Origin of the sequence: Streptomyces alboflavus (assembly GCF_000716675.1) — a bacterium.
Lineage (GTDB): Bacteria > Actinomycetota > Actinomycetes > Streptomycetales > Streptomycetaceae > Streptomyces > Streptomyces alboflavus.
In genome coordinates this window covers 1-21940 of sequence record NZ_JNXT01000075.1, presented here as the reverse complement: position 1 = coordinate 21940, position 21940 = coordinate 1, and the positions used below count along the sequence as shown (strand labels likewise).

23 protein-coding genes are annotated in these 21940 nt (G+C 71.5%); 11 read left to right on the top strand and 12 right to left on the bottom strand.

From position 1 onward, the window contains the following. Positions 1–56: 56 nt before the first annotated feature. Both OO63_RS36620 and OO63_RS36615 read right to left on the bottom strand, forming a co-directional pair. The gene (locus OO63_RS36620; RefSeq protein WP_030361155.1) at positions 57–584 is read right to left on the bottom strand and encodes a DUF6879 family protein; all 528 of its coding nucleotides are present in this window, start codon (positions 582–584) and stop codon (positions 57–59) included. 73 nt (positions 585–657) lie between these two features. Continuing rightward, positions 658–1239, bottom strand: a complete 582-nt coding sequence (locus OO63_RS36615; RefSeq protein WP_030361154.1) for an HD domain-containing protein — start codon at positions 1237–1239, stop codon at positions 658–660. A gap of 190 nt (positions 1240–1429) precedes the next feature. On the opposite strand from OO63_RS36615, the gene OO63_RS36610 reads away from it, so the two are divergent. The 6 genes from OO63_RS36610 (at position 1430) to OO63_RS36585 (ending at position 6697) form a co-directional block, all read left to right on the top strand. Next, positions 1430–2665, top strand: a complete 1236-nt coding sequence (locus tag OO63_RS36610; RefSeq protein WP_234311334.1) for a helix-turn-helix domain-containing protein — start codon at positions 1430–1432, stop codon at positions 2663–2665. 139 nt (positions 2666–2804) lie between these two features. After that, the gene (locus tag OO63_RS36605) at positions 2805–3269 is read left to right on the top strand and encodes a hypothetical protein (protein WP_033264806.1); all 465 of its coding nucleotides are present in this window, start codon (positions 2805–2807) and stop codon (positions 3267–3269) included. Beyond that, positions 3266–3496 carry a hypothetical protein gene (locus tag OO63_RS36600; protein WP_030361151.1) on the top strand — a complete coding sequence of 77 codons (231 nt, stop codon included), beginning with the start codon at positions 3266–3268 and terminating at the stop codon, positions 3494–3496. The genes OO63_RS36605 and OO63_RS36600 overlap by 4 nt, the downstream gene beginning before the upstream one ends. A gap of 28 nt (positions 3497–3524) precedes the next feature. Further along, positions 3525–4058, top strand: a complete 534-nt coding sequence (locus OO63_RS36595; RefSeq protein WP_030361150.1) for a DUF6879 family protein — start codon at positions 3525–3527, stop codon at positions 4056–4058. 83 nt (positions 4059–4141) lie between these two features. After that, positions 4142–5320 carry an AraC family transcriptional regulator gene (locus tag OO63_RS36590; RefSeq protein ID WP_030361149.1) on the top strand — a complete coding sequence of 393 codons (1179 nt, stop codon included), beginning with the start codon at positions 4142–4144 and terminating at the stop codon, positions 5318–5320. Between the two features lie 189 nt (positions 5321–5509). Beyond that, positions 5510–6697: a lipase family protein gene (locus tag OO63_RS36585; protein WP_030361148.1), complete on the top strand. Its 1188-nt coding sequence runs from the start codon at positions 5510–5512 to the stop codon at positions 6695–6697. Here the strand turns inward: OO63_RS36585 and OO63_RS36580 are convergent. After that, positions 6694–8205 (bottom strand): MFS transporter, encoded by a 1512-nt coding sequence (locus tag OO63_RS36580; protein WP_078619593.1) that lies wholly within the window; start codon positions 8203–8205, stop codon positions 6694–6696. The genes OO63_RS36585 and OO63_RS36580 overlap by 4 nt on opposite strands. A gap of 150 nt (positions 8206–8355) precedes the next feature. On the opposite strand from OO63_RS36580, the gene OO63_RS36575 reads away from it, so the two are divergent. Continuing rightward, entirely contained in the window at positions 8356–9282 is a 927-nt protein-coding gene (locus tag OO63_RS36575) for a helix-turn-helix domain-containing protein (RefSeq protein WP_234311333.1), read from the top strand. 40 nt (positions 9283–9322) lie between these two features. On the opposite strand, the gene OO63_RS36570 is transcribed toward OO63_RS36575, so the two are convergent. Next, a complete protein-coding gene (locus tag OO63_RS36570; RefSeq protein ID WP_030361145.1) occupies positions 9323–10846 on the bottom strand; it encodes an alpha/beta hydrolase in 1524 nt (507 codons plus the stop codon). Positions 10847–11093: 247 nt separating this feature from the next. Between OO63_RS36570 and OO63_RS36565 the strand changes: the two genes are divergently transcribed. Next, on the top strand, positions 11094–12500 hold the full coding sequence (locus OO63_RS36565; RefSeq protein WP_030361144.1) for a 3-oxoacyl-ACP reductase: 1407 nt from the start codon (positions 11094–11096) through the stop codon (positions 12498–12500). Positions 12501–12588: 88 nt separating this feature from the next. Continuing rightward, the gene (locus OO63_RS44245) at positions 12589–13554 is read left to right on the top strand and encodes a MaoC family dehydratase (RefSeq protein ID WP_078619592.1); all 966 of its coding nucleotides are present in this window, start codon (positions 12589–12591) and stop codon (positions 13552–13554) included. Here the strand turns inward: OO63_RS44245 and OO63_RS36545 are convergent. From OO63_RS36545 to OO63_RS36525, 5 genes are all read right to left on the bottom strand, one after another. After that, the gene (locus OO63_RS36545; protein ID WP_030361140.1) at positions 13445–14062 is read right to left on the bottom strand and encodes a TetR/AcrR family transcriptional regulator; all 618 of its coding nucleotides are present in this window, start codon (positions 14060–14062) and stop codon (positions 13445–13447) included. The two genes, OO63_RS44245 and OO63_RS36545, sit on opposite strands and share 110 nt — an antisense overlap. A 257-nt stretch (positions 14063–14319) precedes the next feature. After that, complete coding sequence (locus OO63_RS36540; RefSeq protein ID WP_397622198.1) at positions 14320–15657, bottom strand: dicarboxylate/amino acid:cation symporter; 1338 nt, start codon at positions 15655–15657, stop codon at positions 14320–14322. Between the two features lie 355 nt (positions 15658–16012). Then, positions 16013–16306 carry a DUF4229 domain-containing protein gene (locus tag OO63_RS36535; protein WP_030361138.1) on the bottom strand — a complete coding sequence of 98 codons (294 nt, stop codon included), beginning with the start codon at positions 16304–16306 and terminating at the stop codon, positions 16013–16015. An 85-nt stretch (positions 16307–16391) separates the two neighbouring features. After that, positions 16392–17555 (bottom strand): aminofutalosine synthase MqnE, encoded by a 1164-nt coding sequence (gene mqnE, locus OO63_RS36530; RefSeq protein WP_030361137.1) that lies wholly within the window; start codon positions 17553–17555, stop codon positions 16392–16394. Positions 17556–17614: 59 nt separating this feature from the next. Next, the gene (locus OO63_RS36525; protein ID WP_031192748.1) at positions 17615–18070 is read right to left on the bottom strand and encodes an Lrp/AsnC family transcriptional regulator; all 456 of its coding nucleotides are present in this window, start codon (positions 18068–18070) and stop codon (positions 17615–17617) included. 140 nt (positions 18071–18210) lie between these two features. Here OO63_RS36525 and OO63_RS47465 point away from each other — a divergent pair, with 140 nt between their 5' ends. Next, positions 18211–18342: a hypothetical protein gene (locus OO63_RS47465; protein WP_267885485.1), complete on the top strand. Its 132-nt coding sequence runs from the start codon at positions 18211–18213 to the stop codon at positions 18340–18342. Here the strand turns inward: OO63_RS47465 and OO63_RS36520 are convergent. Genes OO63_RS36520 through OO63_RS36510 form a run of 3 tightly spaced genes read right to left on the bottom strand, consistent with a single transcriptional unit; the run spans position 18339 to position 21447 of the window. Next, positions 18339–19067: a UbiX family flavin prenyltransferase gene (locus OO63_RS36520; protein WP_051811539.1), complete on the bottom strand. Its 729-nt coding sequence runs from the start codon at positions 19065–19067 to the stop codon at positions 18339–18341. The genes OO63_RS47465 and OO63_RS36520 overlap by 4 nt on opposite strands. A gap of 26 nt (positions 19068–19093) precedes the next feature. Continuing rightward, positions 19094–19999, bottom strand: coding sequence for a menaquinone biosynthesis prenyltransferase MqnP (mqnP, locus tag OO63_RS36515; protein WP_030361134.1), 906 nt, complete (start codon positions 19997–19999; stop codon positions 19094–19096). Further along, positions 19996–21447 carry a menaquinone biosynthesis decarboxylase gene (locus OO63_RS36510; protein WP_030361133.1) on the bottom strand — a complete coding sequence of 484 codons (1452 nt, stop codon included), beginning with the start codon at positions 21445–21447 and terminating at the stop codon, positions 19996–19998. Before OO63_RS36510 ends, mqnP begins: the two co-directional genes overlap by 4 nt. A gap of 88 nt (positions 21448–21535) precedes the next feature. Between OO63_RS36510 and OO63_RS36505 the strand changes: the two genes are divergently transcribed. After that, the gene (locus OO63_RS36505) at positions 21536–21847 is read left to right on the top strand and encodes a PLDc N-terminal domain-containing protein (protein WP_030361132.1); all 312 of its coding nucleotides are present in this window, start codon (positions 21536–21538) and stop codon (positions 21845–21847) included. The last annotated feature ends 93 nt before the right edge of the window (positions 21848–21940 follow it).

Here is a 21940-nt window from a genome sequence, read left to right as displayed (position 1 = left end):
CGGCGCGTCGAGCGCCTTCACGATCAACGCTCGCGCGTCGACCTGGTGTGGTGCGGTCAGCGAATCTCGTACTGGTCGTGCGGGATCGCCCGTGACCAGACCGCCTCGAAGGAGTCGGTGCACAGCTTCGTCGCGGCCGGGGCCTCCGTGAACTCCTGTCCGGCCCACGCGCCGTCGCCGGTGAAGTGGTTCCAGCGGATCAGACGGTCGTCGAACAGCCAGAAGTCGTTGCCCGGCAGCGCGATGTCCGAGGCACGTCGGCGCGGCAGCCATCGAACCTGTTCGCCCGCCGTGACGTTGACGCCTGTACCGCCATGCTCGTACCGGATGTAGTCGGTGACCGGCTCGGAGATGATGCGTGCGCGCCGTACGACGACACCGCGCGAGACCGCCCGAGAGATCAGCTCGACCCAGGGTGCCCAGGACTCCGAAGCGGGGTCCGTGTCACGCTGCCCCGTCCGCAGCCAGGACCTGAAGCCCTCGGATTCGTCGCTGATTCCGTACTGGTCACGCATCTCCAGGTGCACAGCCGAGCGCTGCGCGGCCTCGATCAGGTCGTCAAAGCTGAGCGGGTTCTGCGGCATCGCAGTCCTCCTTCAGGGCCGGGGCCGGACGGGCGGGAGCGCGGATGCGAACGCCCGCAGGGACAAACGAACTTCAGGGCTTCTCTCCCATGGCTGCGCGGAGCCAGTCGAGCGGAGACTGGGCCAGCAGTTCATCGGCCAGCCGTTGGCCCGACTCCGTGACGATGCGGGCGCGGCTGTTGTCGATCCACCGCTGTGCGCTGGTGTATCCCTGCCCCCGGTACTCCAGGCCCTGGAGCATGCACTCCAGCTTGTCGGCGTCCCGCGCGCAGATGGCCTCGGGCGACTCCTTCGCCTCGTACTCGGCGACCAGGGCGCGCACAGCGGTACGCAGGACCTCGGGCATGCCGGCCGTCTGGTCGGCGGTCACCGCCTCGGGGTCGCCCGGGGCCGCGTACTTCTTGCCCAGGTGGTTCACGTCGCCCGTGCGGGTCTCCTGGGAGTCGTGCCACACCGCCATGTGAGCCGCGCGGGCCGCGTCGGCTCCTTCCAGCGTCGCGATGACGGAGGCGATGACGGACGTGCGCCACGCGTGTTCGGCCACGCTCTCGGGGTCCCGAACGCCCGCCATCCACCAGCCTGTTCGGCGCGCGGACTTGAGGGTGCCCGCCTCCCACAGGAAATGGGCAACCTCTGTTAGGTCCTGGTCGGTCACGGGGTCCCCTTTTCACGCGTCGGCGAGGCGGATTGCGTACCGAATCTTCCGACGACCCGCCTGCGAGGGCCGACTCCAACAGCTCGGCGTCAACAGCAAAACAGCTTCCACGCCAGGTGAGGGCCGTTGGGCGTACCTTTTCAGTGCGACCTCAGAATGGAGCATCAGGATGCCCCCTTCAATCGGCCCCGTGTCTTCAACCTCCAGTGAACGACTCCGCGAACTCCGGCTCCATCGCGGCCTGACCCAGGAGCGCCTGGCCGAACGGGCCTGCCTCAGTCTGGGAGTTGTGAAGAAGCTCGAACGTGGCGGCACCGCTCGCCTCGACGCCTATCACGCACTCGCCCGAGCGCTGGGGGTCCGCACCTCAGTGCTTTTCGAGTCCTCCGGCCCACATTCCAGCACCCGGAGCGACGACGACAACATCGATCTGATGCTGCTGCGGCAGGCCATCGCGCCGCCGATCACCTTCGCCGGGCGCGTCAGTGCGCCCCATACCGTGGCCACGGAACCGGACCTGCCGCGTCTCCAGGCCACTGCCCGCGAGATCGGCAAGGCCTATCACCAGGACCGCTACGGCGAAGTCGCAGAGCTCCTTCCCGGCCTGGTCCACGCGGCGCACGCCACCGTGCGGCACTACGACAACGGCCCCGAGCACACCGAAGCGCTGCGCGTGCGTTCCGACGCGCTCCAGATGGCCGGTCGGTACCTGACGCAGGTACGGGCCTACGACTTGGCCCACATCGCGCTGCGCGACGCCATCGAGGACGCGGTGCGGGTGAACGACTCGGGTGGAGTGGCCGCGGCGGTGTACCAGCAGGGCTGGCTGCTGATGCGACAAGGGCGCCTGGACGAGGCCGAGCAGGTGAGTGTCGCCACGGCGGATGCCATCGAGCCACGCATCTCGCGTGCCACCCGCCAGTCGCTCGGGGCCTGGGGGAAGCTCCTGGTTCACGGCAGCGCGGCGGCGGCCCGCAACAACCGGCCTGAGGCCGCCCGCGAGATCCTGCGGCTCGGACGCACCGCGGGGGCCGCTCTCGGTGCTGGACAGGCGGTCGCGGTGTCGTCCTGGGGGCGGTTCGACTGGCGGACCGTGGCCTTTCAGGGGATCGAGAACCAGTTGGTGGCGGACAAGCCGGACCGCGTGCTGCGCCTGTCGGAGCGAATGCCGTCCCCCTCGGACAAGAAGGGGATGCTCTTCAGGCGGCGGCATCTGCTGGATGTGGCGCAGGCCCACGCGATGATGCGAGGCCCCGACGAAGCAACAGACATCCTGTGGTCACTCTGGGATGAGACACCGGAGTGGCTGCGGCATCAGCGGATGGCCGGGGACACGTTCCGTGACGCACTCGGCAAGAGCAAGAGACGTCGTCTGTCGGCGAAGCAGCGGGATTTGGCTGCGTTCTTCGGGCCTCAGGAACGTTAGAGCCTGCCTGAGCACACGTTCCGTGTCTGTTGCGGTGGATCCCCTGGGCCAACAGCCACGGAACGTGCCTGTTTGCCCTGCACCTGCACATCTTACGTTCGGTGACGTATCGATCACCGAGGCTGTGGAGGCGGGACCAATGGGACACAACCAGGACAGGACGATCGCCGCATGGCTCGCGGGAGCCGACCCCCACCCCGACACCGTCCACCTCGCCTGGGCCCAGCAAGGCCTCGCCCTACTCCCCCTCGGCCGCCGCTTCGACGCCATCCGCGTACCCGCCGAGCGCGTCCACGCCGCCGTGGGCAGCGACGAGCCGCAGGCGGTGGCCGCGTTCCTCACCGACTGGCTCGACGGCCCCGTCATCCGCGACGTCCGCAGCGCCTGCGGCCCGTACTACGTCCTCATCGCCACCGACGCCGCGTGGCACGGAGCCGAGGAACGGCTCAGCACGAACACGCTCCTCGGCGTGCCCCGCCTCGGCCACCCCCCGACGCTGACCCGGTGGGTCGTCCCGCCGTCGGCGCCCGGCGACCTGTGCGACCCCACGCACCTGGCCGCACTCCTGCTGACGGCCGACCCGCTGCGGGCGGTGCAGCCGTGAAGCCCACGACGTCCGACGCCGACGAGCGGGCGACGATGCTCTACGCGGACTACATGGGCCACTTGGCCGGTTGCTCGTCCTGCCGGAGGACGGACTACTGCGCCGACGGCGACCGCACGCGCCGGGCGTGGAAGACGGCCCAGGGCACCGCCGCCCGAGCCCATCGGGCGGCGCGCGCCAGAGGGGTGGGGCGTGGCGTCGACGAGCAGAACCACCAGGACAGTTGAAGGTCAGGACAGTTGAGGGAGGCTCACGATGTCCCAGCACGCGCTCAGCTTTGACGACCTCTTCGAGGCCACGCGGCACTCTGCGGTGCACCTGGAGATGCGCGACCAGTACGCCGTCGGTGACGAGGCCGAGGACTTCCACTCCTGGCTGCGAACCGGCCGTCGGGACGTCGACCCCGGCTCGGAGTACTGGGCGCCCTGGGTGGACATGATCTCCGGGGCGGTCGCCCGGGGCGTGGTCGTGCGCCGCGCGCGGATCGTTTCCGAACCGGTCACCGACTACATCCGGTACGAGCACGCCGGGGCCGTCGTCAACGTGGCGGCGGGCGAGCAGGTCAGGTGGCTGCCCCGGCCGCGCGCGGTCGACTTGCTGCTGCCGGGCGCCGACCTGTGGATCCTCGACGGGACGCGCGTGCTGTTCAACCACTTCACCGGTGACGGGAACTGGGCCGACCCGGACATGGAGTTGCGCTCCGAGCCGGGCATCGTCACGCAGTGCGTGGACGCGTTCGAAGCCGTCTGGGACCGCGCCGTCCCGCACGAGCAATACGAGATCCACTGAGATTCAGCCAACCCCCCAAGCCCCCCTCGCCGCACACCACCGCCCCCTTCTTGCCCACGCCCCCGCCAGCTACCGTCGACGCCATGGCCAGGCGGACCATCACCGTGCACCACGTGCGGGCCGTGCTGCGCGGGGCCGAGCGCGCAGGCGTCGACACCGTGCCGCTGCTGCAGGCCGCGCAGATACCGCCGCTGCTCCTCGGGGACGACCGGGCGCGCATCACGGCGGCGCAGTTCGCCCGGCTGTTCCGGGGGCTGTACCGGGCGACGGAGGACGAGTTCCTGGGGCTCGGGTCGTCGCCGAGCAGGCCGGGGACGTTCGCGATGATGTGTTACGCCGCGCTGGGCTGCCGCGATCTGGGGACGGCGATGGAGCGCGGGGTGACCTTCTACGGGCTGTTCCCCGGCGGCCCGGACCTCGCCCTCACCCGCACGGCCGACGGTGTCGTCTTCACCGTACGCAACGACCTCGACCAGGACTTCTTCCTCGCCGAGTGCCTGCTCATCATCTGGCACCGGCTGTGCAGCTGGCTGATCGGGCGCCGCATCGAGCTGCGCTGGGCCGACTTCGGGCATCCGCCGCCCCCGCACAAGGACGAGTACGAGGAGCTGTTCGGCTGCCCCGTCCGGTTCGGCGCGGAGCGCACCGGCGCCGGGCTCGCCCCGCACTGGCTGGCCGCGCCGCTAGTGCGGGACGAGGACGCGCTCGCGGCGATGCTGCGGCGGGCCCCGTTCGACCTGCTGTCGCGGCGGGAGTACGGGACGACGGTCGCCGAGCAGGTGCGGCGGGCGCTCGCCGTGGCGCTGCGGGACTCGCCGCGGCTGCCGTCGCTCGGCGAGATCGCGGCGCGGCTCGCGGTCAGCCCGGCGACGCTGCGGCGGCGGCTCGCGCAGGAGTCGACGTCGTACCAGCGGCTGAAGGACGCGGTGCGGCGGGACGCGGCGATCGCGGGGCTCGCGGAGGGGCGGGAGCCGATCGCGCGGCTCGCGGCGCGGCTCGGCTTCTCCGAGGACACGGCGTTCCACCGGGCGTTCCGGCGGTGGACGGGGACGACGCCGGGGGCGTACCGGGCGGAGGTGCCGGGTGGGCGGGAGGTCGGGGAGGGCCGCCGCCCCGACCCGGCGGAGGCCCGCACCCCCGACCCGGCGGAGGCCCGCACCCCCGGCCCGGCGGACGCCGACCGCCCCGACGCGCCGGGGGCGTACGCCGCAGGTTCACCGGCCCGCACGGGCAGGGCTGATACACCAGGTCAACGAAGCTGAGCGTTCCCGTCAGCCCGGAACTTACTCAGTAGTCACTACGGTCGACGCCTGTACAAGCCCCCTTCCTCACCGTCCCACCGACCCTGCTCGCCCCTGCTCGACCCGTTCGAGCGGCACATCTCACGCGAGCAGCGACACAGCCCCACCCGCTCGACCTTTCTTTCCCCCACGAACAGTTGGGAGAGCCGCATGCACCTACCCACCAGCTTCAGAGCCGTCGCCCTGACGGCCGCCGCGGGCCTGGCGGCCGCGACCCTCACGACCACCGCGCACGCGGAGGACACGGACGCCGCCGCCAAGGACCGCGCCCCGACCGCCGCCGCCCCCGGCGACATCGTCAGCTCCGAGCCGAGCGCCTTCCACCCCCTCCCGGGCCAGCCCACGAACACCAAGGCCTGGAAGATCCACTACCGCTCGACCACCGCCAAGGGCGCCCCGAACACCGTCTCCGGCACGGTCATCGTGCCGCAGGACGGCCGCACGGGCCCGCGCCCGATCGTCACCTACGCCGTCGGCACGGTCGGCGTCGGCGACCACTGCGCGCCGAGCGCCGGATTCCCCCGCGGCACCACGATGGAGGCGAACCTCATCCAGCAGCTCACCCTGCGCGGCTGGGCGGTCGCCGTGACCGACTACGAGGGCCTCGGGACGCCCGGCGACCACACGTACACGGTGGGCAGGGCGGAGGGCCAGGCGGTCCTGGACGCCGCGCGGGCCGCGATCCGGCTGCCCGAGGCGGGCCTGTCGAAGGACTCGCCGGTCGGCATCATGGGCTACTCGCAGGGCGGCCAGGCCTCCTCGTGGGCGGCCGAGCTGCACGGCTCGTACGCCCCCGACCTCAAGGTCAAGGGCACGGCGACCGGCGGCGTGCCCGGGGACCTGCAGAAGGTGGCCGCCTTCAACGACGGCTCGTACGGCTCGGGCCTGATCTTCATGGCGGCGATCGGCCAGAACGCGGCGTTCCCCGAGCTGAAGCTGGAGTCGTACCTGAACCCGGCGGGCAAGGCGCTGATCGGCGCGCTGCGCAACAGCTGCGTGGCGGACGGCGCGGTCCTCGGCTCGTTCAAGCGGATCAAGGACATGACGGTCAAGAACCCCCTCGACCAGCCGGACTGGCAGCAGCGCCTGCGCGAGTCCCAGGTCGGCACCCGCGCCCCCGACGCGCCGGTGTACCTCTACCACGCCCTCGCCGACGAGCTGATCCCGTACGGCGTCGGCGCCCAGGTCCGCAAGGACTGGTGCGCGCGCAAGGCGAACGTGGAGTGGCACACCGTCCCGCTCGGTGAGCACGTCACCGGTGTCATCACCCAGTCGCCGCTGGCGGCGCAGTGGCTGGCGGAGCGGTTCGCGGGCAAGCCGGTGAAGGGCAACTGCTAGCGGGGACCCGTCCCGGCCCCGGGTGAAGCCGTCCGCCTCCGGGCGGGCGGCTTCGCCGTCTCCGTACGCGGCAGCAGCCACCTCGAGAGCGCCGCCGTCACGAGCAGCGTCACGCCGACCACCACGAGCCCCTGCCGCATCCCCGGCACCGCGAAGCCGGACCCGCCGTCCCCGCCGCCGATGAGGGCGCCGAACAGGGCCACCGACAGCGCGCCGCCCGTCTGGCGCAGGGAGTTGAGGAGGCCGGACGCCGTGCCCGCGCGGTGGCCGGGGACGGCGTCGAGGAGCAGGGCCGTGAGCGCGGGCACGGCGAGCGCGCCGCCGACGCCCGTCGGGGCGAGAAGCAGCAGGACCAGCCACAGGGGTGTGTCCGCGGCGAGCGGGAGCAGCGCGAACATGGCGACCGCGAGGATGAGTTGGCCGGTCACGATGACCGGGCGGCGGCCGACGCGCTCGGCGAGGCGCGGCGAGACCAGGTTCGTCGAGGTGATGAGCACGGCCAGCGGCACGAACATCAGGCCCGTCGTGATCCCCGACATGCCGAGCAGTTCCTGGCAGTACAGGCCGAGCAGGAACACCACCCCGTAGAAGCCCGCGTTCACCGCGAAGCCGACGGCCAGGGAGACGCCGACCTCGCGGCGCCGCAGCAGGGGCAGCGGCACCATGGGTGCCCGGTGGCGCTTCTCGGCGGCGTGGAAGGCGAATCCGGCGGCGACCGTGACCGCCACGGCGGCGAGGACGGCCGGGTGTGTCCAGCCCGCGTGGCCGCCCTCGATGACGGCGTACGCGAGTCCGGCCAGGGCGAGCACCGCGGTGAGCTGGCCGGGCATGTCGAGCGGAGAAGGGCGGCGCGGGGACGGCGCGACGCGGGCGAGGAGCAGCAGGACCAGCGCCCCCACCGGCAGGTTCAGCAGGAACACCGCCCGCCAGCCCACCGTCTCCGACAGCACCCCGCCGAGCACGGGGCCCGCCGCCATCGCGACCGAGCCGCCCACCGTCCACAGCGCGATGGCGCGGGCGCGGCGCCGCGGGTCGTCGTACGCCTGCCGGATCAGCGCGAGCGAGGCGGGCATCACGACCGCGGCGGCCGCGCCCTGCGCCACCCTGGCCGCGATCAGCCAGCCGATGCCGGGCGCGAGCGCGCACGCCAGCGAGGCGAGGGCGAACAGGGCCGTCCCCCAGGCGTACGCGCGCCGCGCGCCCGCCCGGTCCGCGAGCGCCCCCGCGGAGATCATCAGCGCCGCGAACATGAGCGTGTACGCGTCCACGACCCACTGCAGGCCCGTCATGCCGCCGTGCAGATCGGCGCGGATGCCGGGCAGGGCGATGTTCACCGCGGACACGTCGACCGTGATGACGGTGAAGCCGAGGAGGGCGGCGACGAGGGCGACGGCGGGCCGGCGCGAGGGGGCGGGGGCCGGGGGCCGGGCTGCCGAAGGTGGGGCTGCCGGGGACGGGACCGCCTCGGACGGGCGGACGCGCTGGTCCGGACGGACGACGGAGGTCATGACGGGCCTTTCGGTACGGGGGACGCGGAGTCCAGGACAACAACGGACCGGAACTCACGGTCCCGTCCCGCGCGCACCTCCGGCAGACCGCGCTGTTCCTGGCCCTGACACGGCCCCCCACCATCGCCGCGCTTCACGGACACTGGACGTATGACCCACGGCACCACCCCGTACGGCACGACCCCGGGCCCCGCCGCCGCACCGCCGACCGGCGCGGCCCCGCGCAACGGCACCGAGCTGGGCCGCTATCTGCGCGCCCGGCGCGCCCAGGTCAGCCCGGCGGAGGCGGGCCTCCCGGCCGGGACGGGCCTGCGCCGGACGCCGGGTCTTCGCCGTGAGGAGCTGGCGACGCTCGCGGGGGTCAGCGTCGACTACTACACGCGCCTGGAGCGGGGCCGCGAGACCAACCCCTCACCGGCCGTGATCGACTCGCTGGCCCGCGCCCTGCGGCTGTGCGGCGACGCCCACGAGCGCCTGCACGAGCTGGCCGAGCTGGCGTCGGGCCGCCTCAGTGAACCACCGCCGACCACCGAGTTCGCGGTGCGCGACTCCGTCGTGCGGATGCTGGACGCCCTGCGCCCGCTGCCCGCGTACGTGGTGAGCCCGCACAACTACCTGCTCGCCGCGAACACCCCGGGCCGGCGCCTGATGCCGGGCCTGTTCGACTGGCCCGCCGAGCAGCGCAACATCACCCGCTATCTGTTCCTGCACCCCGTGGGCCGCGAGCTGTACGTGCCGTGGGAGGAGACCGTCGCCCAGTCGGTGGCGCACCTGCGCGCGGTCGGCGGCCGCGACCCGGACTCGCCGCAGCTGGCCGCCCTGGTCGGGGAACTCTGCCTGAAGTCACCGGAGTTCGCGCGCATGTGGGACCGGTACGAGGTGCGGGAGCGCGGCGGCGGCGTGAAGTCGTTCGCGCATCCCAAGGCGGGGGCGATGTCCCTCACGTACGAGGTGATGCGCCTGGCCAGGACGGGCGGGCAGCGCCTGGTCACCTACCAGGCGGAGCCGGGCAGCGCGGACGAGGCGGCGATGCTGAGCCTGGACCCGGCGGCCCGCACGGCGCCGCCGCGCCCCTAGCCGCACCGGACGCCCACCCCTCACCCGCGCCCGCCCCCGGCTACTCCGCCGAGCACGAACTCCCGTTCTTCGGCATCTGCTTGTACAGCAGGAACGCGTCCACCTTGTCCTTCACGCACTTCGAGCCGAAGTAGCCGGTGTGTCCGTCGCCCCTGTTGTCGAGGACGACCGCGGAGGAGCCGAGCCGCTCGGCGGTCTCCACCGTCCAGCGGTACGGCGTGGCGGGGTCGCCGCGGGTGCCGACGAGCAGGAACTTCGGGGTGTCGACGTCCCGTACGTCCTCGCGGATGTAGTCGGTGCCCGCGGGCCGCCCGAAGCACAGGAGCACGGGCAGCAGCATCGACTTGCCGAAGACGGGCGACGCCTCCTCGAACTCCTCCTGGAGACGGCCGACTTCCCGCTCGACGCGCTTGGCGTCCGGCCGGTCGGGGTCGTCCGCGCAGTTCACGGCCATGAGGGCGGCGGCGGAGTTGTCCGAGGGGACCTTCGTACGCGTCGTGCCTCCCATCGAGCCGCCCATCCGCAGCAGCGCCCGCGGGTCGCCGTCCGCGAGCAGCGCGCCGAGCGCCTGGGACAGGGCGGGCCAGGCCTGCCTGCTGTAGAGCGCGCTGCCGAGCACGCTCACCACGTCCTGGCCGGTGAACTCCTGGCCGTCCATGGACCGCAGCGGGTACGCGTCGAGGTCGTCGATGAGCTTGGTCATGGCGTGCCGGGCGTTGCGCGAGTCCTCGCCGAACACACAGCCCGCGTTCTTCGTGCACCACAGGAGGAAGTTGTCGAGGGCGGTCTGCCGCCCCTCCGCGCCGACCAGGGCCTGCTCGGCCACGTCCTCCGTCAGCGTGTCCACGCCGTCGAGGACCATCCGGCCGACCTTCTTCGGGAACTGCGCCGTGTACACCGCGCCGAGCCGCGTCCCGTACGAGAAGCCCAGGTAGTTGAGCTTCTTGTCGCCGAGGGCCTGGCGCATGACGTCCAGGTCGCGGGAGACGTTCACGGTGCCGATGTACGGCAGCACGGGGCCGGACTTCTTCGCGCACTCCGCGGCCGTCGCGCGCAGCTCCTTCAGGATCGCCGACGCGTCGCCGGGGTCCTCCACGTCGTCGCCGGGCTCGGGGTCCCCGCCGCAGCTCACGGGCTCGCTCAGGCCCACGCCGCGCGGGTCGAAGCCGACGACGTCATAGCCCTTGCCGACGTAGCCGAAGTCCTTCTTGGCGTCCGCGAGCCCCGCCACGCCCGCGCCGCCGGGGCCGCCGAAGTTCACCAGGAGCGAGCCGCGCTTGTCACCGCTGGACTTGATCTTCAGAAGGGCGAGGCGGATGGTGCCGCGCCCGGGGTCGGCGTAGTCCAGCGGGACCTTGACCGTGCCGCAGGTGACGTCCTTGTCCTTGGTCACGTCCTCCGACAGGTTCTGCACGTCGGGCTTGCAGGCCGCCCACTTGATCTTCTGCGTGTAGAAGCGCTTCAGGTCGGGCTGCGCGGGCCCGGACGGGTCGGCCGCCGCGGGCAGGGCGGCGACGGCGAGAGCCAGGGCCGCGACGGCGGTGAGTGCGGGTGTGCTGCGCACAGCGACCTCCAAGAGGTGCGATTCCCCTCCGGTCACCCTAGGCGCCCCCGGCCCGCCCCGCCCGTTCAGCCCAGTCACGCTCCGTGTTCACCAGGGGCTCGTCCGGACCCGGCGCCCGCCCCGGGAACGCGCCGGTACGAGCCCTCTCACCACCTCGATCATTCACCGGCCGCCCCCTCGACCAGCCCCTGACCCCCAAGTAACCTTACTCGGAAGTAAATTCAGCACCGAGCCAGGAGCTTGCCCCATGGCCGACCGCTACGCGACCTTCACCCACACCGCCCCCGGCCGCTTCCTGACCCGCAGACTCGGCCTGCCGCAGCCGGTCCCGCTGCGCCGCTGGTCGCCCCGGCACCCGGCCATCGAAGGCCCGGTGCTGCTCCTGACGGCGGGCGACATCCCGCTCCCCGGCCTGCACGAGAGCCTCACCCGCACCGGCCTGCCCCCGCACAGCGGCCCGCTCGGCTCCCGCCGCCCGGCCGCCGTCGTACTGGACGCGACCGGTGTCCGCACGGTTGCCGCACTCATGGACGTGCACGCCACGCTGCACCCCGTCGTCCGCTCCATGGCCCCCTGCGGGCGCGTGGTGGTCCTGGGCGCGCCCCTCTCCCCCGCCGACCACCACCAGGCGGCGGCGCAGCAGGCCCTGGAGGGCTTCGTCCGCTCCCTCGGCAAGGAGCTGGGCGGGGGCAGGACGGCCCAGCTGGTCCGCACCCCGTCGGCGTCGGCCGCCGAGGGGACGCTGCGCTTCCTGCTCTCACCGAAGTCGGCGTACGTGAGCGGGCAGGTGGTCGAGGTCGAGGAGCTGTCGGAGTACGCGGACGACCTCGGCGAGACCGAGTGCGCCGGGGGCGCGCGGGGGACGGCGCCCGCCCCGGACGCCGACACCGCCACGACGCCCGGCACGGTCATCCAACTCCCCCACCCCGCCCGCCCGTTGGCGGGCCGCACCGCCCTCGTGACCGGCGCCGCGCGCGGCATAGGCACGGCCGTGGCGGAGGTCCTGGCCCGCGACGGCGCCCACGTCGTCGTCCTCGACGTGCCGTCCGCCGAGCCGGACCTGTGCCGCGTCGCCGAGCGCGTCGGCGGCACCGCGCTGCCCCTCGACATCACCGCGGACGACGCCGGTGAGCGGATCGCCGCCGCGCTGCCGGACGGCCTCGGCGTCCTCGTGCACAACGCGGGCGTCACCCGGGACCGCAGGCTCGCCAACATGGCGGCGGACCGCTGGAGTTCGGTCCTCGACGTGAACCTCGGGAGCGTGCTGCGCACGACGGACTTCCTGCTGAAGTCCGGCACGGTGCGCCGCGGCGGCCGGATCGTGGCGACGGCGTCCATAGCGGGCCTCGCGGGCAACGCCGGGCAGACCAACTACGCGGCGAGCAAGGCGGGCATCGTCGGCTTCGTCCGCTCCCTGGCGCCCCGGGCCCTCGCGGAGCACGGCGTGACGGTGAACGCGGTGGCGCCCGGATTCATCGAGACCCGCATGACCGCGGCCGTGCCGCTGCTCATCCGCCAGGCGGGCCGCCGCATGAACTCCCTGGGCCAGGGCGGTCTCCCCGTCGACGTGGCGGAGACCACGGCGTGGCTGGCGACCGGCGCGGTGAACGGCCAGGTCATCCGGGTCTGCGGCCAGAGCCTGCTCGGCGCGTAGGCCTCGGGGCGCCCGGCCCCGCCGCACCGCCGGTCGGCCCGCACCCCCACCCCGGCCCCGACTCCCCAGCGACCAGAAGGATCACCTCATGGCCTCGCTCGCGCTCACCCTGCTCCGGGGAGCAGCCCTGTCCCCGTTCAAGCGGCCCCGCCCGGACGCACCGCTGCCGGGCCCCACGACGGCCCGCGTCCGGACGGACATCGACCACTTGATCGCGTACGAACGGCTCTGCGGCTTCGCCGCCGGGCAGGGCGCGGGCACGAGCACGGGCAGAAGCCCGGCCGGCGACGGCCTGCCCGGCGCCGACCCCTTACCGCCCACCTATCCGCACGTCCTCGCCTTCCCCCAGACCATGCGCCTGATGGCGGCCCGCACCTTCCCGCTCCCCCTGCTCGGCCTCGTCCACACGTCCGTGGAGATCGTCCAGCACCGCGCCCCGCTGCCCGACGAGGAGCTGGAACTCACCACGTACGCACGGAAGTTGACCCCGCACCGGCGCGGCACCGAGGCGACGATCACGACCACCGCGGCGGTGGCGGGCGAGACGGTGTGGGAGTCCCACAGCACCTACCTGTCCCGCCACCGCACGGCGGCCGACGGCGCTCCCGGGAAGACACCCGCCACCCCGCTCCCCGCCCGCGCCGAGTGGCACCTCCCCGCCGATCTGGGCCGCCGCTACGCGTCCGTCTCCGGCGACCGCAACCCCATCCACCTGCGTCCGGCGACGGCTCGGCCCTTCGGCTTCCCGCGCCCCATCGCGCACGGCATGTGGACGTTCGCGCGCTGCGTGGCGGAGCACAGCGGCATCGCCGTCGGCGACGAACCCCTGCGCCTCTGCGCCGAGTTCAGGGCGCCGGTGCTGCTGCCCGGCACGGTGACGTACGCGGCCGAGGGGGCCGCGTTCGAGCTGCGCGGGGCGGCGGAGTCGGGGGGCAGGGTCCACGTCACCGGCTCGGTGACCAGAACCGCCCCTCCATCAGATCGCCGAGACCCGCCCAGGCGAAGTTCATCAGGGTCGCCGCGGCCTGGTTCGCGGACACCGACGGCTGGGTGATGGCCCAGCCCGCGAGGGACTCGGCGGCGCCGACGAGGGCCTGGGCGAGGCCCGCGACCTCGCGGTCGGGCAGCGAGGGGTTCTGGTGGGCGGCGCGGGCGGCCTCCGCGATGAGCAGCGTCACGAAGGCGACGATCTCCTCGCGCATGACGTTGACCTCGGCGGCGAACGGCTCGCCGACGGTGCGGGCCTGGCTGTGCAGGACGGCCCAGGCGTCGGGGTGCTCGGCGGTGTGGGTGAAGAACGCGCGCAGCCCGTCCCAGAGTTGCCGGTCGGCGGGGTCGCCCGGGGTGACGCCGTGCCGGACGGCCTCGATGAGGGCGGCGGCCTCCCGCCGGATGCAGGCGGTGAAGAGCTCTTCCTTGGAGTTCAGATACAGGTACACCAGCGGCTTGGAGACCCCGGCCAGCTCGGCGATCTCGTCCATGGAGGCGGCGCGGTAGCCCCGCTGCCCGAACGTGCGCACCGCCGCGTCGAGCATCTGCCGCTCCCGCACGGCCCGCGGCATCCGCTTCTGCCGCACCGGCTTGCCCCCGTTCTTCGCAGCCTGCACGGCCTTCACAGCCCTCACGACCTTCACATCCGACACCCCGGCCCCCGCCTCCCGCACCATCTGTGCACGGATCAGCGTACGGCGGTCCTTCCCGACGCACGGAGGTCACCCGGAGGCCACCGCGACGCACCGCCCCCAGCCCTACCCGCAACGACCGTGCCCCGCACCGGATTTCCGGTGCGGGGCACGATTTCGGCCGAGGGGCGCGAGCGCTACGCGGTAGCGGGCAGCGGCTCGTCGAGCGAGTCCAGCGGGGAGGCGGACGCGCTGTCGTACGCCTCCTTGTCGAGGATGTTCTCGCGGGCGGCGACGACGACCGGGACGAGCGCCTGTCCGGCGACGTTCGTGGCGGTGCGCATCATGTCGAGGACCGGGTCGATGGCGAGCAGCAGGCCGACGCCCTCCATGGGCAGGCCCAGCGTCGACAGGGTCAGGGTCAGCATGACCGTGGCACCCGTCAGACCGGCCGTGGCGGCGGAGCCGACCACCGACACGAACGCGATGAGCAGGTACTCCTTGATGCCCATGTGCACGTCGAAGATCTGCGCGACGAAGATCGCGGCGATCGCCGGGTAGATCGCGGCGCAGCCGTCCATCTTGGTGGTGGCGCCGAAGGGCACGGCGAAGGACGTGTACTCCTTCGGTACGCCGAGACGCTCGGTGACCTTCTGGGTGACCGGCATGGTGCCGACCGAGGAGCGCGAGACGAAGGCCAGCTGGATGGCGGGCCAGGCGCCCTTGAAGAACTTCAGCGGGTTGACCTTGGCGACCGTGGAGAGCAGCAGCGGGTAGACGCCGAACATCACCAGGGCGCAGCCGATGTAGATGTCGGCGGTGAACGTCGCGTACTTGCTGATGAGGTTCCAGCCGTAGTCGGCGATGGCGAAGCCGATGAGGCCGATGGTGCCGATCGGGGACAGCTTGATGACCCACCACAGGGCCTTCTGAAGCAGTTCGAGCACGGCCTCGCTGAGGTCCAGGATCGGCTTGGCCTTCGCGTCACCGATCTTCAGGATGGCGATGCCGGCGACGGCGGCCATGAAGACGATCTGGAGGACGTTCAGCTCGGTGAACGGCGTGATGACGTCCTTCGGGATGATCCCGGTGAGGAAGTCGATCCAGGAGCCCGTGTGCTCGGGCTTGGAGCCGTCCTTCGGCGTCAGGCCCGTACCGGCGCCCGGGTTGGTGACCAGGCCGATGACGAGGCCGATGGCGACCGCGATCAGCGACGTGATCATGAACCAGAGGAGCGTACGGCTCGCGAGCCGGGCGGCGTTGTTGACCTTACGCAGGTTGGTGATCGAGATCAGGATGGCGAAGAACACCAGCGGGGCGACGGCCAGCTTCAGCAGGCCGATGAAGGTGTCGCCGACCTTCGACAGGGTCGTGACGAGCCAGCTGATGTCCTGGCTGCGGGCCAGCCAGCCGAGCAGGACGCCGAGGACGAGGCCGCCGAGGATCTGGGCCCAGAAGGGCAGCTTCAGGAACTTCGGTATCCGGAAGCCGGACTTCGGCTCGGCGGGGGACGCGGGGTTCGCGGACACGGACACACTCCGGGTAAAGACGGGGGACGTGAGGAGCGGCGACCGCGAAGGGTCACGGGGGCCGCTGCGGTGCAGATGTCGAAGTCGTTCAGATGACGCGACAGGCCGCGGAGAAGCAGCGGCAGAGATCGACATGCAGGCGCGCCACGAGCGGGACGCTCATGGCGTTGCGGTGCGCGGCTGCTGTCTTCATGTCGAACACGTTAACACTTGAACTTTGAGTTCATCAAAGGACTTGTTTGGGGTAGAGGGGGCCCCAAGGGTCCCAGAAACGACGGAACCCCGGTAGCGGAGCGGCAAGCTCCGGTACCGGGGTTCTCGGTGTCCGTGGGCGCGTGTGACGAACCTTACGCGCGGGGCCCTACGACTGCGCCGGGCGCGCGGCGTCGTCGGCGTCGTCCTCCTGGGTGCGGTTGCGCTCCAGGCTGGCCTTGACGTTGTCGACCTTCGCGACGACCTTCTCCGAGGCGCGGTCGCGCTCCTTGCGCAGGAGCACGAAGCTGATGGGCGCGGAGACGACCAGGGAGAGCAGCGCCACCCACAGGAGGTTGGAGCCGCCGAGGCCGCGCGGCACGACGCCGGTGTAGACAAGCCCCCAGACCACCAAGAAGCAGCCCGCGAAGACCCCGAGACGCATCAGCGTGTAGCGGAGCATGTCAATCCACTCTTCCGTTCCGATTAGCCAGCGCTGGCCGAGTCCCTCCAGTGAAGCACGGGAGCGGCACCGGCAAGGAAGGGGGTCAGAGCCGCATCGGCTGCGGCGACTCGCGCAGCTCCCGGTCGGGGCCGGGGTACTCGCGGATGACCTCGTAGCGGGTGTTCCGCTCCACCGGGCGGAAGCCCGCCTCCCGGATCAGGTCGAGCAGATCGTCCCGGGTCAGCTTGTTCGGCGTGCCGAAGTTGTCCGCGTCATGCGTGATCTTGTACTCGACGACGGAGCCGTCCATGTCGTCCGCGCCGTGCTGGAGGGCGAGCTGGGCGGTCGCGACGCCGTGCATGACCCAGAAGACCTTGACGTGCGGCACGTTGTCGAAGAGGAGGCGCGAGACCGCGAAGGTCTTGAGGGCCTCGGCCCCGGAGGCCATCTTCGTCCGGGCCTGCAGCTTGTTGCGGACCTTGCCGTCCTTCATGTCGACGAAGTCGTGCTGGTAGCGCAGCGGGATGAAGACCTGGAAGCCCCCGGTCTCGTCCTGGAGCTCACGCAGCCGCAGCACGTGGTCGACGCGGTGCCGGGGCTCCTCGATGTGGCCGTACAGCATGGTGGCCGGGGTCTTGAGCCCCTTCTCGTGGGCGAGCCGGTGGATCCGGGACCAGTCCTCCCAGTGGGTGCGGTGGTCCACGATGTGCTGCCGGACCTCCCAGTCGAAGATCTCGGCGCCGCCGCCGGTCAGCGACTCCAGACCGGCGGCGATCAGCTCGTCGAGGATCTCCGACGCGGACAGGCCCGAGATGGTCTCGAAGTGGTGGATCTCCGTGGCCGTGAAGGCCTTGAGGGAGACGTCCGGCAGCGCGGCCTTCAGCTCGCGCAGGGAGCGCGGGTAGTAGCGCCACGGCAGGTTCGGGTGCAGGCCGTTGACGATGTGCAGCTCGGTGAGGTTCTCGCCCTCCATCGCCTTGGCGAGCCGGACCGCCTCCTCGATGCGCATCGTGTACGCGTCCTTCTCGCCCGGCTTGCGCTGGAAGGAGCAGTAGGCGCAGGAGGCGGTGCACACGTTCGTCATGTTGAGGTGACGGTTGACGTTGAAGTGCACGACATCGCCGTTCTTGCGGGTGCGCACCTCGTGGGCGAGCCCGCCGAGCCAGGCCAGGTCGTCGGACTCGTACAGGGCGACGCCGTCCTCACGGGACAGCCGCTCACCGGCCCGGACCTTCTCCTCCAGCTCGCGCTTGAGCCCTGCGTCCATGTCCCGACTACCTCTTTCGACGACCTGCGACAGACCTGACCAACCGTACGCCTACGGGCTCACACCTCTTCGGGCAGCTCTCCGACCCGGTTCTCCCACTTCGTGGAGAGCACGATCGTGGTCCGCGTCCGCGAGACGCCCTTGGTGCCGCTGAGGCGGCGGATGGTCTTCTCCAGGCCGTCCACGTCGGAGGCCCGCACCTTGAGCATGTACGAGTCGTCGCCCGCGATGAACCAGCAGTCCTCGATCTCGTGCAGGTCCCGCAGGCGCCGCGCCACGTCCTCGTGGTCGGCGGCGTCGGACAGCGAGATGCCGATCAGCGCGATGACGCCGAGGCCGAGGGACGCGGAGTCGACCGTCGCGCGGTAGCCGGTGATGACGCCGGCCGCCTCCAGGCGGTTGATGCGGTCGGTGACGCTGGGGCCGGAGAGGCCGACGAGGCGCCCGAGCTCGGCGTAGGAGGCGCGGCCGTTCTCGCGCAGAGCCTGGATGAGCTGCCTGTCCACGGCGTCCATAGGTCGAAGCCTTTCATTATTTAGCGTTTTTTCGAGTCTACGTGTAGAATCTAAGGCGTAACAGGGTCTGAGCCCTGCGAATCTTTCGGAAACTCAGCAGATCAACGACGATCCTTCGAACTTCAGGAGAGTGTTTCCCCGTGTACACGATCGAGATGGCCTACGCCCGTATGCGCGAGCTGCAGGACCTGGCCAACCGCTCGCGTGCCCACCAGTCCCCGACCGCCGCGCGCAAGGCCGGCAAGAAGCCGCGCGCCGCGAAGAAGCGCTAAGCGCCACCGGAGCCGCCCTCGGCAGGACGGGAGCCACAGGTTCCCGACGCACCGCCGAGTTCGCCCTCCCACCGGCGGTACAGCTCGTGCGGCACCCCCGCCGCGTCGAGCACCCGCCCCGCGACGAAGTCCACCAGATCCTGGATGTGCGTCGCCCCCGCGTAGAACGCCGGAGAGGCGGGCAGCACGATCGCGCCCGCCTCGTCCAGGCCCACCAGGTGCTTCAGCGTCTGCCCGTTGAGCGGGGTCTCCCGCACGCAGACGACGAGCCGCCGCCGCTCCTTGAGCGTCACGCTCGCCGAGCGCTGCAGCAGATCCTTCGAGAGCCCGAGCGCCACCCCGGCCACGCACGCCGTGGACGCCGGGACGATCAGCATGCCCTTCGTCGCGTACGACCCCGACGAAGGACCCGCCGCGAGATCGCCCGCGGCCCAGTACCGCACGTCGTCCGTGCGCACCCGGAACGTCCCCGGCTTGCCGTCGGCCCCCCGCGCCAGCCACGCGCCCAAGTCGTCCCGCCAGTGCGCGTCCCGGAACGAGATGCCCGTCTCGTCGAGCAGCGTGAGCCGCGACGCCCGGGACACCACGAGGTCCACGCTCTCCCCGGCAGCGAGCAGCCCCCGGAGCACCGAAGCGGCGTACGGCGTACCGGACGCGCCGGACACCCCCACGATCCAAGGTCTACGCTGCGTATCTCCTGCATTCACACTGTGAAGCCTATCCATGGGCGCCCCCGCCCGCCCACGGCCCGTCAGACAGTCAGGCCGCGGACGAGCAGGTCGAGCAGGGCGCAGGCGAAAAGGGCGATCCCGATGAAGCCGTTGACCTGGAAGAAGGCACGGTTGAGACGGGAGAGGTCGTGCGGCCGCACGATGCTGTGTTCGTAGAGGAAGGCACCCGCGACGACGACGAGGCCGAGCCAGAAGAACGCGCCCGCGCCGGTCTCCAGGGCGTACCAGACGAACAGCGCCGTGGTGATCGCGTGGCAGGCGCGCGCGCCCCGGATCGCGGCGGGGATGCCGAAGCGCGCGGGCACCGACATCACGCCGACCTCGCGGTCGGTGTCCACGTCCTGGCAGGCGTAGATCAGGTCGAAGCCGCCGATCCACACGCCCACCGCGAGCCCCAGGATCACGGCCGTCCACGACCACTCGCCGGTGATCGCGAGCCAGGCGCCGATCGGGCCCATGGCCTGCGCGATGCCGAGGATGGCCTGCGGGAAGTTCGTGAACCGCTTGCCGTACGGATAGACGACCATCGGAATCACGGCGACCGGCGCCAGCGCCAGGCACAGCGGGTTGAGCAGCGCGGCGGAGCCGAGGAACACCACGACCGCGATCAGCGCGCCGGTCCAGGCGGACTTCACGGTGACGGCGCCGGTGACCAGCTCGCGGTGCGCGGTGCGGGGATTGCGGGCGTCGATCTCACGGTCGATGATCCGGTTCGCCGCCATGGCGAACGTACGCAGACCGACCATGCAGATCGTGACGAGCAGCAGCCGCCCCCAGTGGATGTTCTTGTCCCACTCGAACATCGCGGTCAGGGCGGCGATGTAGGCGAAGGGCAGCGCGAACACCGAGTGCTCGATCATGACCAGGCGCAGGAACGCCTTGGTGCGGCCGGGCTGCTGCGGCAGGGCGGCGGAAGCGGAACTCACAGGCCGTACTCCCTCCAGCGGCGGTCGACTTTCGCCGCCGTCTCGGGGTCGGACTCGACCATGTCGGGCCAGCCTCCGTCCCGGGTGTAGCCCTCCTCGGGCCACTTCTTCGTCGCGTCGATGCCCGCCTTGCCGCCCCAGAACTGCTGGTACGAGGCGTGGTCGAGGTGGTCGACGGGGCCCTCGACGACGCTCAGGTCACGGGCGTAGTCCGTGTTGCCGAGCGCACGCCACGCGACCTCGTGCAGATCGTGCACGTCGCAGTCGGAGTCCACGACCACGATCAGCTTGGTCAAGGACATCATGTGCGCGCCCCAGATCGCGTGCATGACCTTCTGGGCGTGCTTCGGGTACTTCTTGTCGATCGCGACGATCGCGCAGTTGTGGAAGCCGCCCGCCTCGGGCAGGTGGTAGTCCACGATGTCCGGCACGATGATCTTGAGGAGAGGGAGGAAGAACCTCTCCGTCGCCCGGCCGAGCGGCCCGTCCTCCGTCGGCGGGCGGCCCACGACGATCGACTGGAGCAGCGGGCGCTTGCGCATCGTCACGCAGTCGATGGTCAGCGCGGGGAAGGGCTCCTGCGGCGTGTAGAAGCCGGTGTGGTCGCCGAACGGCCCCTCGGGCAGCATCTCGCCGGGCTCCAGCCAGCCCTCGATGACGACCTCGGCCTGCGCCGGGACCTGCAACGGCACCGTCTTGCAGTCGACCATCTCGATGCGCTTGCCCTGGAGGAAGCCCGCGAACAGGTACTCGTCGATGTCGCCGGGCAGCGGGGCGGTGGACGCGTACGTCACGGCGGGCGGGCAGCCGAAGGCGATCGCGACCGGCAGCCGCTCCCCTCGCCGGGCCGCCACCTGGTAGTGGTTCCGGCTGTCCTTGTGGATCTGCCAGTGCATGCCGATGGTGCGCTTGTCGTGGCGCTGGAGGCGGTAGAGCCCGAGGTTGCGGACGCCGGACTCGGGGTCCTTGGTGTGGGTGAGGCCCAGATTGAAGAAGGACCCGCCGTCCTTCGGCCAGGTGAACAGGGCCGGGAGCCGGTCCAGGTCCACGTCGTCGCCGGTGAGCACGACCTCGTGCACCGGCGCGTCCTTCACCTTCTTCGGCGGTACGTGCGCCATCGCGCCGAGCTTGCCGAAGGCCTCGCGGACGCCGACGAAGCCGTGCGGCAGCTCCGGCTTGAGCAGGCCGCCGATCTTCTCGCTGATCTCGCCGTACGACTTCAGGCCGAGGGCCTTGAGCAGTCGGCGGTCCGTGCCGAACACGTTCATCGCAAGGGGCATCGCGCTGCCCTTGACGTTCTCGAACAGCAGCGCCGGGCCGCCCGCCTTCTGCACCCGGTCGACGATCTCGCCGACCTCCAGATACGGGTCGACCTCGGCCTTGATGCGCTTGAGATCGCCCTCGCGCTCCAGGGCACGGAGCAGAGAGCGGAGATCGTCATAAGCCATGCGGTCAAGTATCGGTCACCGGCTACCCTGGCCAGGTCACCGGGTGCGCCCGGCGCCCGTACTCCGCGTCTTGGGGGAGCTCCCGCACATGCTCAGGTATCTGCCGTTCCTGCTGGTCCTGGCCGTGTGGATCTACGCCTTCATCGATGTCCTGAACACACCCGAGAAGGAAGTCCGACACCTCCCGAAGGTGGTGTGGGTCATCATCGTGCTCCTCTTCGGGGAGGTGCTGCTCGGGCCGATCGCGTGGTTCGTCACCGGCAAGAAGCGGCCTGCGGCCGGGCGGGGGGACGGGGGGGGGCCTGGTCGGGGGCGTCGGGGTGGCTGGGTCGCTCCCGACGACAACCCCGAGTTCCTGAAGGGGCTGGAGAAAGACCGCGATCCGCGCGACGACTCCTGACCGGCGTTCCCCTATGGGGGCTCCGCCCCCGCTCCCCCCTTTCTTGGCGCTCCGCGCCTCGTCCTCAAGCGCCGGACCGGCTCTCTCCCACCC